This is a genomic window from Amycolatopsis sp. cmx-4-61 (assembly GCF_046548775.1).
Taxonomy (GTDB): Bacteria; Actinomycetota; Actinomycetes; order Mycobacteriales; family Pseudonocardiaceae; genus Amycolatopsis.
This window is the reverse complement of sequence record NZ_JAEBEI010000010.1, coordinates 145042-159821: the sequence shown is the minus strand read 5'-3', so window position 1 is coordinate 159821 and position 14780 is coordinate 145042. Positions and strand designations below refer to the sequence as shown.

15 protein-coding genes and 1 riboswitch are annotated in these 14780 nt (G+C 72.8%); of the genes, 4 read left to right on the top strand and 11 right to left on the bottom strand.

The genetic code is table 11. From position 1 onward, the window contains the following. Window positions 1-44: 44 nt before the first annotated feature. Window positions 45-239 carry a DUF4326 domain-containing protein gene (locus tag ACLJOU_RS26950; RefSeq protein ID WP_410571140.1) on the bottom strand — a complete coding sequence of 65 codons (195 nt, stop codon included), beginning with the start codon at window positions 237-239 and terminating at the stop codon, window positions 45-47. A gap of 323 nt (window positions 240-562) precedes the next feature. Between ACLJOU_RS26950 and ACLJOU_RS26945 the strand changes: the two genes are divergently transcribed. After that, complete coding sequence (locus ACLJOU_RS26945) at window positions 563-955, top strand: STAS domain-containing protein (protein ID WP_410570980.1); 393 nt, start codon at window positions 563-565, stop codon at window positions 953-955. 4 nt (window positions 956-959) lie between these two features. Here the strand turns inward: ACLJOU_RS26945 and ACLJOU_RS26940 are convergent, their stop codons facing one another. From ACLJOU_RS26940 to ACLJOU_RS26905, 8 genes are all read right to left on the bottom strand, one after another. Then, window positions 960-1340, bottom strand: a complete 381-nt coding sequence (locus ACLJOU_RS26940; RefSeq protein WP_410570978.1) for a response regulator transcription factor — start codon at window positions 1338-1340, stop codon at window positions 960-962. After that, complete coding sequence (locus ACLJOU_RS26935) at window positions 1337-2758, bottom strand: PAS domain S-box protein (protein WP_410570976.1); 1422 nt, start codon at window positions 2756-2758, stop codon at window positions 1337-1339. Before ACLJOU_RS26935 ends, ACLJOU_RS26940 begins: the two co-directional genes overlap by 4 nt. Window positions 2759-2810: 52 nt before the next feature. Continuing rightward, a complete protein-coding gene (locus ACLJOU_RS26930) occupies window positions 2811-3209 on the bottom strand; it encodes an ATP-binding protein (protein WP_410570974.1) in 399 nt (132 codons plus the stop codon). Window positions 3210-3280: 71 nt separating this feature from the next. Continuing rightward, window positions 3281-3922 (bottom strand): response regulator transcription factor, encoded by a 642-nt coding sequence (locus tag ACLJOU_RS26925; protein WP_410570972.1) that lies wholly within the window; start codon window positions 3920-3922, stop codon window positions 3281-3283. A 53-nt stretch (window positions 3923-3975) separates the two neighbouring features. Then, complete coding sequence (locus ACLJOU_RS26920; RefSeq protein WP_410570971.1) at window positions 3976-4440, bottom strand: DUF6292 family protein; 465 nt, start codon at window positions 4438-4440, stop codon at window positions 3976-3978. A 66-nt stretch (window positions 4441-4506) separates the two neighbouring features. Next, window positions 4507-5214, bottom strand: coding sequence for an RraA family protein (locus ACLJOU_RS26915; protein WP_410570969.1), 708 nt, complete (start codon window positions 5212-5214; stop codon window positions 4507-4509). Window positions 5215-5223: 9 nt separating this feature from the next. Then, window positions 5224-5547, bottom strand: a complete 324-nt coding sequence (cutA, locus tag ACLJOU_RS26910; protein ID WP_410570968.1) for a divalent-cation tolerance protein CutA — start codon at window positions 5545-5547, stop codon at window positions 5224-5226. Between the two features lie 112 nt (window positions 5548-5659). After that, window positions 5660-6814, bottom strand: coding sequence for an MFS transporter (locus tag ACLJOU_RS26905; protein ID WP_410570967.1), 1155 nt, complete (start codon window positions 6812-6814; stop codon window positions 5660-5662). Window positions 6815-6979: 165 nt separating this feature from the next. Here ACLJOU_RS26905 and ACLJOU_RS26900 point away from each other — a divergent pair, with 165 nt between their 5' ends. Next, the gene (locus ACLJOU_RS26900; protein WP_410570966.1) at window positions 6980-8386 is read left to right on the top strand and encodes a hypothetical protein; all 1407 of its coding nucleotides are present in this window, start codon (window positions 6980-6982) and stop codon (window positions 8384-8386) included. A gap of 130 nt (window positions 8387-8516) precedes the next feature. Then, window positions 8517-9668: an FAD-dependent monooxygenase gene (locus tag ACLJOU_RS26895; RefSeq protein ID WP_410570964.1), complete on the top strand. Its 1152-nt coding sequence runs from the start codon at window positions 8517-8519 to the stop codon at window positions 9666-9668. On the opposite strand, the gene metH is transcribed toward ACLJOU_RS26895, so the two are convergent. Further along, a complete protein-coding gene (metH, locus tag ACLJOU_RS26890; protein WP_410570963.1) occupies window positions 9650-13279 on the bottom strand; it encodes a methionine synthase in 3630 nt (1209 codons plus the stop codon). The two genes, ACLJOU_RS26895 and metH, sit on opposite strands and share 19 nt — an antisense overlap. A 14-nt stretch (window positions 13280-13293) precedes the next feature. Continuing rightward, a riboswitch (S-adenosyl-L-homocysteine riboswitch) is annotated at window positions 13294-13372 on the bottom strand. 260 nt (window positions 13373-13632) lie between these two features. Here metH and ACLJOU_RS26885 point away from each other — a divergent pair. Then, the gene (locus ACLJOU_RS26885; protein ID WP_410570961.1) at window positions 13633-14490 is read left to right on the top strand and encodes a TIGR03619 family F420-dependent LLM class oxidoreductase; all 858 of its coding nucleotides are present in this window, start codon (window positions 13633-13635) and stop codon (window positions 14488-14490) included. 28 nt (window positions 14491-14518) lie between these two features. On the opposite strand, the gene ACLJOU_RS26880 is transcribed toward ACLJOU_RS26885, so the two are convergent. Continuing rightward, window positions 14519-14707 carry a hypothetical protein gene (locus tag ACLJOU_RS26880; RefSeq protein WP_410570959.1) on the bottom strand — a complete coding sequence of 63 codons (189 nt, stop codon included), beginning with the start codon at window positions 14705-14707 and terminating at the stop codon, window positions 14519-14521. Between the last annotated feature and the right edge of the window lie 73 nt (window positions 14708-14780).

The following is a 14780-nucleotide window of genomic DNA, read 5'->3' as shown; positions in this document are numbered from 1 at the left end:
CTCACCCCCTCGTGCCAGGTTACTCGCGGAGGGAGTGCGTTGCGTTACGGCGCGTTATCCGCGAGCTCGGCGATCACCTGGGCGTGACACGGTTCGGGGACGCACCAGCACCCGAGCCGGCGACCGCGCAGCCCGGGCAGCAGCGCGAGCAGGTCCGGCCGGGACAGCAGGTACTCGCGGTACTTCGCGACGACGTCGTCGCGCGTTCCGTCCGGACCCGGCCGGAACGGGCTGGCCAGCTCCGAGCCCGCCAGGTGCCAGCCCCGCGGTGCATCGGCCGCCCGACGTAGACCACGTCGGCGTACTCCGGATCGTCCCGGTGGCCCTTCAGGTTGACGACCGTCGTCGGCACGCTGACTCCTTACACCACGGGCTGTCCGTTGTCCACCGGTCCGCTCTCCATCCGGTTACGTCCGTTGGTTCGCCTAGTGCAGTTGCACTATGCTCAAGGTTCACGGTTGAGCCGCCAGCCGCTGCCGGACGTTCCGCGCCCGGGCCGGCAGGTTGCCGCCGTCCCGCACGTCCGGCCCGCCCCCGCTGCCCGACGAAAGGGTGTGCCGCGATGGTTCCTGAACCGCGATCGGCCGACCACCAGCTCACCGGCCCCGCCTGGCTGACCGCCGGCGGGTACATGGCGCTGCGGGTGCTCCGCCCCGGCGCCCGCACCCTGCTCGTCGAGGTGACCGGCGAGGTGGACCTCGGCACCGCCCGCCGCCTGGACGAAGTGCTGCGCGACCACGTCCGCGGCGACCTCGGGGAGGTCGTCGTCGACCTCGCCGGCGTCACGTTCTTCTCCGTGGCCGGGCTGAACTCGCTGCTGCGCGCCCGGCTGCTCGCCGACGCGGCCGGGGCCCGCCTCACCGTGGCCGCCGGCCGGTCCCGCGCGGTGCGGCGGCTGTTCACGCTGGTGCCGACCGACTTCGACAGCGTCGCGGACGTCCGGCCGGTCCCGTGACCGCTCACCCGGCCGCCCGGCGGCCCAGCCGCCGGACGGCTTCGACGATCTCCACGTTCGGCGCGCCCTTCACCAGGTACTCGGTGACGCCCGCCGCCGCCAGCCCGGCGATCGAGGCCCGGTCGGCGTAGGCGGAAAAGGCGAGGATGGCGGTGTCCGGGCTGCACCGGGCGATTTCGCGCGCGGCCCGCGCCCCGCCGCCGCCCGGCATCCGGACGTCGAGGACGGCGACCGCGGGCCGGTGCCGCTCGGCGAGCCGGATCGCCTCGTCGGCGTCGCCGGCGACCGCGACCACGGCGATGTCGGCCTCGGACTCCAGGACCTCCCTCAGGACCTCGCGGATCATCACGTCGTCGTCGGAGATCAGCACGCGCAGCTCGGTCACGGTTCGAGCTCCGTCGCGTCGGGCAGCAGCGGCAGCCAGAACTCGACGACGGTGCCCTCGCCGGGTGTGCTGTCCACCGAGAGCCAGCCGTGGGCCGCTTCGGCGCGTTCGTGCATCTCGACCAGCCCGAAGTGGCCCGTGCCGGCGTCGCCCCCGGCCGTGCCGACGCCGTCGTCGGCGATCCGCACGCGGGTTCCGCGGTCCACAGTGGACAGCGTGACCAGGACCCGGGTGGCGCGCGCGTGCCGGTGGACGTTGCTGAGCGCCTCCTGGCAGATCCGGTAGACGGTGATCGCCGCTTCCGGGGACGGCTCGGCGGTGAGCTCGTCCCGCACCTCGTGCGCCAGTCCCCAGCGGCCCGCGACGTCGTCGACGTAGGCCGAGACCGCCTCCACGAGGCCGTGCCGGTCGAGCTCCGGCGGCCGCAGCCGGGACACCAGGCCGCGCAGCCGGGCGATCGCGGCGGCGACCGACTCGTCGAGGCTGCCGACGGCGGCGGCGTGCGGCTCCGGCAGCCGGGAGGCCAGCAGCTGCAGGCGCATGCCGACGGCGACCATGGACTGGATCGACTCGTCGTGCACGTCCCAGGCGATCCGGCGCCGCTCCACCTCCTGGGCCTCCACGAGGTGCCCGACCAGCCGCCGGCGTTCGCGCAGGGCCTGCTCGGCGTTGCGGCGCTCGGTCATGTCCCGGGTGACCTTCCCGAACCCGTGCAGCCGCCCGTGCTCGTCGAGCAACGCCGTGATGACCACGTTCGCCCAGAACCGCGTGCCGTCCTTGCGCACCCGCCAGCCCTCGTCCTCCAGCCGCCCTTCGGCGACGGCGGTCTCGAGTTCCCGGGCGGGCTTGCCCGCCGCCACGTCTTCGGCCGGGTAGAACACCGAAAAGTGCTGCCCGATGATCTCCTCGGCGGTGTACCCCTTGATCCGCTCGGCGCCCGCGTTCCAGCTCGAAATGTGCCCCCCGGTGTCGAGCATGAAGATGCCGTAGTCCTGGACGCTCTGGACGAGCAGGCGGAACCGTTCTTCGCTTTCCCGCAGCGCCAGTTCGGCCGCGCGGCGCTCGGTGACGTCCCGGATGACCTTCCCGAACCCGTGCAGCCGCCCCTGTTCGTCGTACAACGCGGTGATCACCACGTTCGCCCAGAACCGGGTGCCGTCCTTGCGCAGCCGCCAGCCGTCGTCCTCCAGCCGTCCCTCTTCGACGGCCGTTTCCAGCTCCCGGGCGGGCTTGCCCGCCGCCACGTCCTCGGCCGGGTAGAACACCGAAAAGTGCTGCCCGATGATCTCCTCGGCGGTGTACCCCTTGATCCGCTCGGCGCCCGCGTTCCACGTCGAAACCCGGCCTTCGGTGTCGAGCATGAAGATCCCGTAGTCCAGCACGCCCTGCACCAGCAGCCGGAACCGGTCGTCGTCCATGGGGCAACTCTGCCGGATCCCGGCGCGTCCGGCGAGGCCACGGACCGGCGGCTCAGCCCGCCACCCCGGCGGCCGGGGCGGGCAGGACGCACCAGACGACCTTGCCGCGGCCGTGGCGCTCGGTCCCCCGCAGCGAGGACAGGCGGTCGACGAGGGCGAGACCCCAGCCGCCGTCGGGCCCGGCGGGGCGGCGCACCGGGGGCGCCGGGTTGTCGTCGAAGACCTCGATGCGCAGGTCCGCGGCGGCCACGCTCAGCCGCAGCACCGGGTGGCCGGCCCCGTGGCGCAACGCGTTCGCCGCCAGCTCGGTGACGACCAGCAGCGCGTCGTCGACGGCGACGCCATCGGTCCAGGCCCGCAGGACCAGCCGGGTGAACCGGCGGGCGAGGGCGAGGCCGCCCGTGGAGCCGGTCAGCACGCACTCCGCGGTGAGCGGGGCAGAAGTTTTCACCCGGCAAGCCTGCGCGACGAGCACCGGGCGGCGCGAGATGCAAACGCCCCCCTGCGGCTGGTGCAGGTGCATCAGCCGATGAGGCCCTCCCGGCGGGCCACCGCGACGGCTTCGAGCTTCGACCGGGCGCCCAGCTTCTCCAGCACCCGCTGGACGTGGTTGCGGGTCGTGTTGCGGGACACGCCCAGCCGCCGTCCGATTTCGTCGGTGGTCGCGCCCTCGGCGAGCAGGTTGAGGGTTTCGCGTTCCCGCGCGGTCAGCGCCGCGCCCGGGCTGCGGCCGGCGAGCCGGTCGAAGAGGCCGGGCAGCAGCTCCGGGTCGAAGACCACGGCGCCGGCGGCCACGTCCCGCACGGCGGCTTCCAGCACGCCGAGCTGGGCGGACTTGAGCAGCAGCCCCGCGCCGCCCGCCTTGGCCACCTGCACGGCGACCGCCGGGGTCGCGTCGCCGGTCAGCACCAGCACCCGCGCGCCACCCGCCCCGAGCTGCGCGATGACGTCGAGCGCGTCGCCGTCGGCGAGCCGCCGGTCCAGCACCACGACGTCGGGCGCGTGCCCGAGCACGTCGGCGAGGGCCTCCGCCCGGGACCGCGCCCGGCCGACCACGGTGATGCCGTCGGCGCGGTCGAGGGCCTGCTGCAGCGCCTCGGCGACCATGTCGTGGTCCTCCACGAGCAGGACACGGACGGGACGAGGTTCCTCGGCGCTGCTCACGGCGTTCCCTCACTCCGGCGGTGACTGCCCGCCCATCCTAGGCGCCCCGCCGGTCACCAGGCCGGGGAGCTCGGCCGCAGCAGTCCTTCGGGGCCGCTCGCCGGCAGCCAGTCGACCAGCTCCTCGTGGTGGCCCGCCGCGCGGAACACCGGCGGGTGGAACGAGCCGGCGGGCGGCCCGGCGACCCGCAGCGCCTCCAGGAACCGGGCGACCGCCCGCGGCTCGGGCAGGACCTGCGGGCCTCCGAGATAGCCGAGCACCCGCACCGCGCCGCCGCCCGTCGGCTCGACGACCGCCGACCAGCCGTGCACCTCGTCCCAGATGAGGGCCAGGTCGTGCCCCGGCAGGTCGGGACGCGTCCGCTCGAGCGCGACGTACCCGGAGGTGGGGACGTCGAGGTCGAGCGAACACGATTCGTACCCGACGCCGACCGCCCGGGCGACCCGGGCGAGGTAGGCACGCAGCCCCCGGGCGAAGTGGTATTCGATGTCCCTGCCGAATCCGATGAGCGTGTTCATGGTTCCGCCTCCCGCGCCCGCTACAGGCCGGAATACCCGATACGGGCGGCGATCACACTTTCGTGGTCACTCTTCGATGGCGCCGCCCACGGCCCTGAGGTGAGCTCGGAAAGTCAAGCCCGGATTCGTTTCCCGCGCCGCCAGGAATTCACCGAACCGCACCTGCCGGCGCAACGGTTCGCCGCCGCGGATCCGGTCGGTCTGCCGGCGTTCGGTGTCGCGGATTCCTTCCGCGAGGGTGAACAGTTCACCCGCCCGGTCGAGCGGGACGAAGAGGACGCCGTCGTCGTCGCCCAGCACGAGGTCCGCCGGCCCGATCCGCCAGGTCCCGACGATCGCCTCCGCCAGCCCGCCGTCGACGCGCGGCCCCAGGCTGAGCGGCCCGGTGGGCAGCGACCCGAGGCTGAACACCGGAAGCCCGATGGCGCGGATGTCCGCGGTGTCGCGGTGCAGGCCCCAGATCACCACCCCGGCGAGCCCCGCGGCGCGCGCCTCGAGGACCACGAGGTCCCCGACGCAGCTTTCGTCGAGCCGTCCGCCGTTGTCGACCACCAGGACGCCCCCTTCGGGCGCGTTCTCGAACGCTTCGAGGAAGACGTCGACGCTGCCGACGTGCCGGGCCGGGACCGCCGGGCCGAACAGCCGGCTGCCCGGCACGACCGCGCGCGTCGGCGCGGGCGCGCAGCGCACCGGCAGCCCGGCGCGGATGCAGGCGTCGGCGAGGTGGGCGGTGGTCAGCGTCGCGAAGCGCTGTTTGAGTCCTTCGTGCTCCATGCGCCGAATCTAGCCAGCGGTCTCGTCGCTCAGCCAGGCCAGGTATCCGGCGCTGCCGCCGACGATCGGCGTGGCGACGACCTCGGGCAGGTCGTAGCCGTGCAGCTGCCGGAGGCGTTCGGTGAGCGCGGGCACCCGCTCGGCGGTGGTCTTGATTTCGACCCGCCACTCCCGGTCGGCCCGCACGGCGCCGTCCCACCGGTAGACGCTGGTGATCGGCCCGACGATCTGGGCGCAGGCCCCGAGCCGGGCTTCGACCGCCTGCGTGGCCAGCTCCCGCGCCGAGGCTTCGGAGTCCGTCGTGGACGTGACGATCACGTGTTCTGCCACCATGCGGCGAGGTTACCGGCCCAGGCGGGCCGTCGCGGGCGCCCCGAAGAGCGGACCGCGCGGCCGCCCCCGTAGCCGGGGACAGGCACTCCGACCCGAGTCACCCCGCTCCCGGCTACCGGCCCAAGCGGGCCAACGCCGCCGCCCCCACCAGCGGGCCGATCGACAGCAGGGGCACCGCGGCCCGCCAGCCGACCGTGGCGGCCACGAGCGGCAGCAGCTGGATCGTGGCCGCACTCAGCAGGAACCCGGCCGTCGTCATCGCCGTGAGCGCCGTGCCGAGGTACCGGGGGTCCGTCGTCTCGGCGAGGGCGGCGGAGAACTGGCCGGAGTCGGCGATCACGGCGACGCCCCAGACCAGCAGCAGCGGCAGCAGCAGGGCGGTGCCGGACAGCGGGAACGACAGCAGCGCGCACCCCCCGCTGACGAGCATCGCCGCCATCGCCACGACCGCGCGGCCGCAGCGGTCCGAGAGCGCGCCGCCCAGTACGCAGCCCGCCGCGCCGCAGGGGCCGATGACCGCGAAGGCCGTCGGGCCGCCCGGGCCGCCGGTCGCGGCGAGGTAGGCGGGCAGCCACGCCCACAGCGCGTACAGCTCCCACATGTGCCCGAAGTACCCGAGGCACACCAGCCGCCGCCGGCGGTCGGCCGCCAGGCGCAGCAGGTACCGCGGCTGCCACGGCGGGGCGGGCGCCAGGCCGGGGCCCGGCCGGACGAGGACCGCCGAGACCACCGCGCCCGCCGCCGCCAGCCCGGCCGACCAGCGCAGGACCGCCGGCCAGCGCAGGGGTTCGAACGTCACCAGCAGGCTCGGCAGGGCCGACCCGAGGGTCAGGGCCCCGAGCAGCACGCCCAGCGCGAGCCCGCGCCGCCGCGGGAACCACGACACCACGACCTTCATCCCGACCGGGTAGACCCCGGCGAGCGCGAAGCCGGTCGCGAACCGCAACGGGACGGCGAGCCCGGCGCACCACGGCAGGACCGCTGTCGCGGCCGCCGCCAGCAGGGCGCTGCCGGCCATCAGCAACGGCGGCTGCACCCGGTCGGCGAGGTTGAGGGCGGCCGAAACGACCGCCCCGCAGGCGAAACCCAGCTGGACGGCCGCCGCCAGCAGGACCGCCGGTTCGCCCGCCAGGCCCCACTCGGCGCGCAGCGCGGGCAGGACCGCCGAGGCGGAGAACCAGACGCTCATCGCGCACACCTGCACCACGGCGAGCAGCCCGAGCTGCCGCCCGCCCGTCGCGGGCCGGAGGATGATCACCCGTCCCACTTGCGGCCACCGCGCGACCCGCGTCAACGGCGGCACCCGCGCTGTCACACCTTGGGCTGGAAAACCTCCCGCATCGCGGACGCGGATTCATCCGGAATTCGAGACAACGCAACCGGTCGGCGGCCAGGATGGGCGGCACCCGTTCCCCGACGTGAGGACCCGAGGATGCGCCGCTTGCCCGCGTTGGCCGTCTCCGCACTGGTCACCGCCGCCGTCCTGACCCCCGCCACCGCCCACGCCGCGAGCCCGCCGTTCACCGCGTCGGTGTTCCGCGCGACCCACAACAGCTATTCGGGAAACGTCGACGGCGCCAAGAACTCCCTCGCCTACCAGCTCGACCACGGCGTGCGGTTCCTGGAACTCGACGTGCACGACAACGGCTACGCCACCTCCCACGACTACGCCGTCGGGCACGACTCCCCCGGCAACCTCGTGGACCACAGCGGCGGCAACCCGGCTTCGAACGACCTGCGCGACTGGCTCGCCGTGGTCGACACGTGGTCGGCGCAGCACCCGGCCGCCGCGCCGATCGTCGTCATGCTCGACCTCAAGGACGACCTGACCGACAACCCGTCGTTCGCGGCCGGCAACCTGACCGCGCTCGACCAGGAGCTGGAGTCGGCGTTCGGCGCGCGGCTGCTGCGGGCGCAGGACTACCCGGCGGCGCCGCCGGACGTCGACGCGCTGCGCGGGCGCGTGCTGGCGCTGCTGTCCGGTGACGGCGGCTCCCGCACCGAGTACAAACGCGATGTCGGCTACCACCCGGCGGTCGCGCTCAACGGCCGCGGCCAGGTCGTCGAGGTGCACGACTCCGGGGCCGGCGCGCTCTGGTACTGGACCGGGACCTACGGCGCCGACGGGCGCGTCACCTGGCTGCGGCACGGCAAGTACGACAGCGGGCAGACGCCGGCCGTCGCGCTCGACGACAACGGCGACGTCGTCGAGGTGCACCAGTCGCCGAGCGCGGCCACGCTCTGGTACCGCGTCGGCAAGCTCGGCGCGGACGGCGAAATCACCTGGCAGGCGTCCCACCAGTACGACAACGGCGTCCTGCCGACGGTCGCCTTCACCGACGCGACGCACCTGCGGGAGATCCACCGGAGCCAGAGCAGCAGCCAGAACTGGGACTGGGACGGCGTGCTGGCGGGCACCACGGTGGCGTGGAGCGGCAACGCCAAGACGTCCGACGCGCGGTTCGCGAAGGCCACGGCGACCGACGGCGCCCAGCGGGTGAGCGTGTGGACCGGCGCGGACGGCCCGACGCCGTCGAACACGCTGCGCGTGGACACCGGCAGCGTCGCCGGGGACCGGATCCGCTACCGGCAGGTGGCCTTCGACGAGTTCCAGCAGGGCGACAGCGCCGAACTCCAGCAGGGTGCGTTGTTCTACGGCGCACCGGCGACGGAGTCGGCGTTCCTCACCTCGGCCCGGCAGGCGGGCAAGCTGGTCCGCGGCTGGGACTTCGACTCCGCGAGCCAGGCGACCACGCCCCTGGCGAACTACCCGGCGACCAACCACCCGTACGACCCGTGGTACCAGAACCTGCTGGCCCAGGCGGGCGCGATCGAGTAGCGGGTCACCGGCGACGTCCGGAACTGTCGGTGCTCTCCGGTAGCTTGGAAAACGGGGGCGCCCCGCGGCTGACGGGCGCGGTCAGCGCTTCGCCAGGGAGCGGTAAGCCGCCCTGGCGAAGCTCGGCGGCATGACCGAGCCCACCGTCCTCATCTCCGGCGCGAGCATCGCCGGCCCCGCCCTCGCCGGCCTGCTGACCCGCGCCGGCTGCACCGTCACCGTCGTCGAACGCGCTCCGGCGCTGCGGCCGGGCGGGCAGGCCGTCGACTTCAAGGGCGCCACCCACCGGACCGTGCTGGAGCGCATGGGCATCCTCGACGAAGTCCGGCGCCGCCGGACGGGCGGGCAGGACCAGACGATCGTCGACGCCGCCGGGCGTCCGCAGGCGGTGATCCCCGGCGAATTCACCGGGGGCGAGATCGAGATCCGCCGCGGCGACCTGGCGGAGATCCTGTATGACCGCTCGGGTTGCGAGTACGTCTTCGGCGACACCGTCACGTCGCTGACCGAGACGACCGGCGGCGTCGACGTCACCTTCGCCCGCGCGGCACCGCGCCGGTTCGACCTCGTCGTCGGCGCCGACGGCATCCATTCGACCATCCGGCGGCTGGCGTTCGGCCCGGAACGCGACTACGTGCGGTACCTCGGCTACCACTACGCCCTCGCCGAACTCGGCGAGGAGCTCGGCGGCGGCGAGGCGCAGATGTACAACGAGCCGGGCCGGATGGCCGCGGTCGGCGGCCCGAAGGCGTCGGCGTTCTTCGTGTTCGCCTCCCCCGAGCTCGACTACGACCGCACCGACACCGCGGAACAGCGGCAGCTGCTGATGGACGCCTACCGGGGCGCCGGCTGGCGGGTGCCGGAACTGATGGCCCGGATCCCGCGGGCCCGTGAGTTCCACCTGGATTCGCTGAGCCGCGTCACGATCGACCGGTATTCCCGCGGCCGGGTCGTGCTGCTCGGCGACGCGGCCTACGGCAACTCCCTCGGCGGCTTCGGCACCGGCCTGGCGATCGTCGGCGCGTACGTGCTCGCGGGCGAGCTCCGCGCCGCGGACGGCGACCACCGGATCGCGTTCGCCCGCTACGAGGAGCTGATGCGGGACTACGCCAAGGTCGCGCAACGCGGCAGCGCCGGGCCGTTCCTGGCGCCGCCGTCCCCGCTCCGGATCAAGCTGCGGAACCGGACGTTCAAGTCCCGCTTCCTGCTCGGCCTGCTGCTCAAGGCGACCGACAAGTTCGCCACCGGCATCGAGCTGCCGGACTACGCCTCGGGGTCGTAGGCGAGGTTCGGCCGCAGCCACTGCTCGACCTCGGCGATCTCGACACCCTTGCGGCGGGCGTAGTCCTCGACCTGGTCGCGGCCGAGCCGTCCGACGGTGAAGTAGCGGGAGTCCGGGTGGGCGAAGATGAGGCCGGACACGCTCGCCGCCGGCGTCATCGCGAACGACTCGGTCAGGTCCATGCCCAGCTCGCCCGCTTCCAGGAGCTCGAACAGCTCGCGCTTTTGGCTGTGGTCGGGGCTGGCCGGGTAGCCCAGCGCCGGGCGGATCCCGCGGAACCGCTCGGCGTGCAGGTCCGCCAGTTCCGGCTGCGCGTCCGGCTCGAACCAGTCGCGGCGGGCGCGCAGGTGGATGTGCTCGGCGAAGGCCTCGGCGAGCCGGTCGGCCAGCGCCTTGACCATGATCGCGCGGTAGTCGTCCTGCTCGGCCTCGAACCGCCTGGCCAGGTCGTCGGCGCCGTGGATGGTCACCGCGAAGCCGCCGAGGTGGTCCCCGGCCGGCGCGATGTAGTCGGCCAGGCAGCGGTTGGCGCGGTCCTCGGGCTTGGCCGTCTGCTGCCGCAGCATCGGGAACTTGACGTGCGCGAAGTCGCCGTCCAGCAGGATGTCGTCGCCTTCGCGGTGCGCCGGCCAGAACGCGTACGCGCCCTTCGCGGTGAAGCTGCCGTCGGCGATGATCTGGTCGAGGAGGGTGTTCGCGTCGTCGAACAGCTCACGGGCGACCGGCTGCTCCAGGATGGCCGGGTACTTGCCCTTGAGCTCCCAGGCCAGGAACAGGAACTGCCAGTCGATCATCTCGCGCAGTTCCGCGATGGGGGGCTCGACCACGCGGACGCCGGTGAACGCCGGGGTCGGCAGGCCGTCGAAGGACACCTTCTCGGGGTTCGCGCGGGCCTGCTCGAGGGTGAGCATCGGGCGGCGCTGCTTGCTCGCGTGCTGCTCGCGCAGCACCTCCTGGTCCGCCCGGTTCTTCTCGGTCAGCGCGATCGACCGGTCCGGGTCGAGCAGGTCGGACACGACGCCGACCACGCGCGAGGCGTCGAGGACGTGGACGGTCGCGTTGTCGTAGGCCGGGGCGATCTTCACCGCGGTGTGCTGCTTGGACGTCGTCGCGCCGCCGATGAGCAGCGGCATCTTCAGGCCGCGCCGCTGCATCTCGGTCGCCACGGCGACCATCTCGTCCAGCGACGGTGTGATCAGCCCGGACAGCCCGACGGCGTCGGCGCCTTCGGTCACCGCGGTGTCGAGGATCTTGGCCGCCGGCACCATCACGCCGAGGTCGATCACCTCGTAGTTGTTGCAGCCCAGCACGACACCGACGATGTTCTTGCCGATGTCGTGGACGTCGCCCTTGACCGTGGCCAGCACGACCTTGCCCTGCCCGCCGGTCGAAGCCAGCCGGCCCTCCTGGCGGGCCTTCTCCTTCTCCGCCTCCATGAACGGCTCGAGGTAGGCGACGGACCGCTTCATCACCCGCGCGCTCTTGACCACCTGCGGCAGGAACATCTTGCCGGAACCGAACAGGTCGCCGACGACCTTCATGCCGTCCATCAGCGGGCCCTCGATGACGTCGAGGGGCCGCGCCATCTGCTGCCGCGCCTCTTCGGTGTCGTCCTCGATGTAGTCGACGATGCCGTGGACCAGGGCGTGGGACAGGCGCTCGCCGACCGGGCCTTCGCGCCAGGAGAGGTCGACGACGCGCTTGGTGCCGCTGCCCTTGACGTTCTCGGCGAAGCTCACCAGCCGGTCGGTGGCGTCCTCACGGCGGTCGAAGAGCACGTCCTCGACCAGCTCCAGGAGGTCCTTCGGGATGTCCTCGTAGACCGCGAGCTGGCCGGCGTTGACGATGCCCATGTCCAGCCCGGCCTTCACGGCGTGGAAGAGGAACGCCGAGTGCATGGCCTCGCGCACCACGTCGTTGCCGCGGAAGGAGAACGACAGGTTCGAGATGCCGCCGCTGGTCCGGGCGCCGGGACAGCGCTCCTTGATCCGGGGCAGGGCCTCGATGAAGGCCTTCGCGTAGCCGTTGTGCTCGGCGATGCCGGTGGCGACGGCGAGGACGTTCGGGTCGAAGATGATGTCTTCGCCCGCGAAGCCCGCCTTCTGCGTCAGCAGGTCGTACGCGCGGGCGCAGATCTCCACCTTGCGGTCGGCGGTGTCGGCCTGCCCCCGCTCGTCGAAGGCCATCACGACGACGCCGGCGCCGTAGTTGCGGATCGTGCGGGCCTGGGCGAGGAACGGCTCCTCGCCCTCCTTGAGGCTGATGGAGTTGACCACGCCCTTGCCCTGCAGGCAGCGCAGGCCCGCTTCGAGCACGCTCCACTTGGAGCTGTCGACCATCACCGGGATCCGGGCCACCTCGGGCTCGGTGGCGATCAGGTTGAGGAACGTCGTCATCGCCTGCTCGGATTCGAGCAGGTCGGCGTCCATGTTGACGTCGAGCAGGTTGGCCCCGCCGCGGACCTGCTCCAGGGCGACGTCGACGGCGCCGGCCTGGTCGCCGGATTCGATGAGCCGCCGGAACCGCTTGGAGCCGGTGACGTTCGTGCGCTCGCCGATCATCACGAAGCCGGTGTCGGCGCCGATGCCGAACGGCTCTAGACCGCTGAAGCGCGTGTGCGTGCGAGGGGCCGGCACCTCCCGCGGCGTGACGGTCTTCGCGGCCGCGGCGATCTTCGCGATGTGCGCCGGGGTCGTGCCGCAGCAGCCGCCGACCAGGTTGACCAGGCCCTCGCGGGCGAACCCGCCGACCAGGCCGGCCGTCTCCTCCGGCGTTTCGTCGTAGCCGCCGAACGCGTTCGGCAGGCCGGCGTTGGGGTGGCAGGCGACGTAGGTGTCGGCGAGCCGGGCGAGTTCCTCGACGTGCGGGCGCATCTCCGCGGCGCCGAGCGAGCAGTTCACGCCGACGACCAGCGGCTTCGCGTGCTCGATCGAGCTCCAGAACGCCTCGACGGTCTGCCCCGACAGCGTCCGGCCGCTCAGGTCGACGATCGTCACCGAGATCCACAGCGGCAGGTGCGGCGCGACCTCGCGCGCGGCGGCGATCGCCGCCTTGCAGTTGAGCGTGTCGAAGATCGTCTCGATGAGCAGGAGGTCGACGCCGCCCTCGGCGAGGCTGGCGATCTGCTCGGCGTAGGCCGCCTTGACCTGCTCGAACGTCACCGCCCGGTACGCCGGGTCGTCGACCTTGGGCGACAGGCTGAGGGTGACGTTGAGCGGGCCGATCGACCCGGCGACGAACTTGCCGCCCGCTTCGTCGGCGGCCTGGCGGGCCAGCTGCGCGCCGCGGACGTTCATCTCGTGGACGCAGGCCTGCAGGCCGTAGTCGGCCTGGCCGATGCTGGTCGCGGTGAAGGTGTTGGTCGTGGTGATGTCCGCACCCGCGGCCAGGTACTGGCGGTGGACGTCGAGGATGACGTCCGGGCGGGTGAGGTTCAGCAGGTCGGGGTCGCCGGTGACGTCGTGGGTGTGGTCGCCGAAGCGGGCCCCGCGGTAGTCGGCCGGGGTCAGCCCGGCGCCCTGCAGCATGGTGCCCCAGGCGCCGTCGAGCACGGCCACCCGCTGGTCCAGCAGGGTGCGCAACCTGGCTTCGGACTCGTGCGGGGTGTTCACCGGCAGCCTCCCTCGGTCGGGAGGCGCCCTTGGGTGGTCAGTCCCGGCCGAGCGTGGCGGACCCGGTGGTCCGTTGCAGCGCCTCTCGACCTGTGGTCCACGGTATCGGATCCGGCCCCCCGCACGCCATCCCGCCCCGCGGTCGTGCCCACGGAGTGGGACACCGCCCTTGATCGTCCACAGTGGAGCGTCTGGTCCACCCTGCACCTCCGGTCGTGCCCGCGACTGCCGACCCCGAGTCTCCCAGCCCGGCATCGAACACCCCTCAAGCCCACCTCGGGTGACCACCCCCTCACCGCGAGCGACCGTCCGGCCGTCTTGAAAACTGAAACACGTTCTAATACGCTCCGCGGGTGGACTACGGAATCGTGCTGTTCACCAGCGACCGGGGAATCACCCCGGCGGCCGCGGCGCGCGCCGCGGAGGCCGCGGGGTTCTCCACCTTCTACGTCCCCGAGCACACCCACATCCCGGTGAAGCGCGAGTCACCGCACCCGCGCACCGGGGACGCGTCACTGCCCGACGACCGCTACCGCCGGACGCTCGACCCGTGGGTCGCCCTGGCGACGGCGGCCGCGGTGACCTCGCGCATCCGGCTCTCGACGGCCGTGGCCCTGCCGGTGGAGAGCGACCCGATCACCCTCGCCAAGACGATCGCCAGCCTCGACCACCTCTCCGGGGGCCGCGTCACGCTCGGCGCGGGCTTCGGCTGGAACGTCGACGAGCTGACCGACCACGGCGTGCCGGGGAACCGCCGCCGCACCGCGCTGCGCGAGTACCTCGAAGCGATGAGTGCACTGTGGACCCAGGAGGAAGCGGCCTACGACGGGGAGTTCGTCTCCTTCGGACCGAGCTGGGCGTGGCCGAAGCCGGTCCAGCCGCACATCCCGGTGCTGCTCGGCGCGGGTCCGACGGAGAAGACGTTCCGCTGGATCGCCCGCCACGCCGACGGCTGGCTCACCACCCCGGCCGACACCGGCCTCGACGGGCACGTGGCGCTGCTGAAGGAGATCTGGCGTTCCGAAGGGCGCGCAGGAGCGCCGCGGATCTGCGCACTCGGCGAACGGCCGGATCCGGAACGCCTGACGCACCTGGATTCCCTCGGGGTGACCGAGACGATCTTCGGCCTGCCCGACCGTTCGCCCGAAGAAGTCGAGGCGTGGATCGGGCGGCTGGCCGGGAAACTCGCCCTCGTCGGTGTCCCGACGTGATGACGAGTCCCGGCGCCGCCTGAATCCGCTACGAGAAGGTGGAAGTCGGCCCGGAGCCGCCCTTTTCGAACCAGGTGTTGCGGCCGCGCTTGGAGAACCCCGCCCAAAGGGCGAAGCCCACGCCCACCACCCCGAACGCCACCCAGAGCCACACCGGCATGCCCTTGACGCCCTTCACCAGCGCCAAGACGATCAACGCCACCCAGACGATCGCCACACCCACGGCTTTGGGCTTGGAGATTCCTTTTTGCCACCGAGACATCGGCATCACTCCCCAGTGTGGTGAACTT

Bases quoted from the DNA above. Each gene is read 5' to 3' on its own strand.
- ACLJOU_RS26915 (WP_410570969.1), bottom strand. From the start codon at position 5,214: ATGGAGCACGAAGGACTCAAACAGCGCTTCGCGACGCTGACCACCGCC.
- ACLJOU_RS26920 (WP_410570971.1), bottom strand. From the start codon at position 4,440: ATGAACACGCTCATCGGATTCGGCAGGGACATCGAATACCACTTCGCC.
- ACLJOU_RS26945 (WP_410570980.1), top strand. From the start codon at position 563: ATGGTTCCTGAACCGCGATCGGCCGACCACCAGCTCACCGGCCCCGCC.
- ACLJOU_RS26900 (WP_410570966.1), top strand. From the start codon at position 6,980: ATGCGCCGCTTGCCCGCGTTGGCCGTCTCCGCACTGGTCACCGCCGCC.
- cutA (WP_410570968.1), bottom strand. From the start codon at position 5,547: ATGGTGGCAGAACACGTGATCGTCACGTCCACGACGGACTCCGAAGCC.
- ACLJOU_RS26935 (WP_410570976.1), bottom strand. From the start codon at position 2,758: ATGGACGACGACCGGTTCCGGCTGCTGGTGCAGGGCGTGCTGGACTAC.
- ACLJOU_RS26895 (WP_410570964.1), top strand. From the start codon at position 8,517: ATGACCGAGCCCACCGTCCTCATCTCCGGCGCGAGCATCGCCGGCCCC.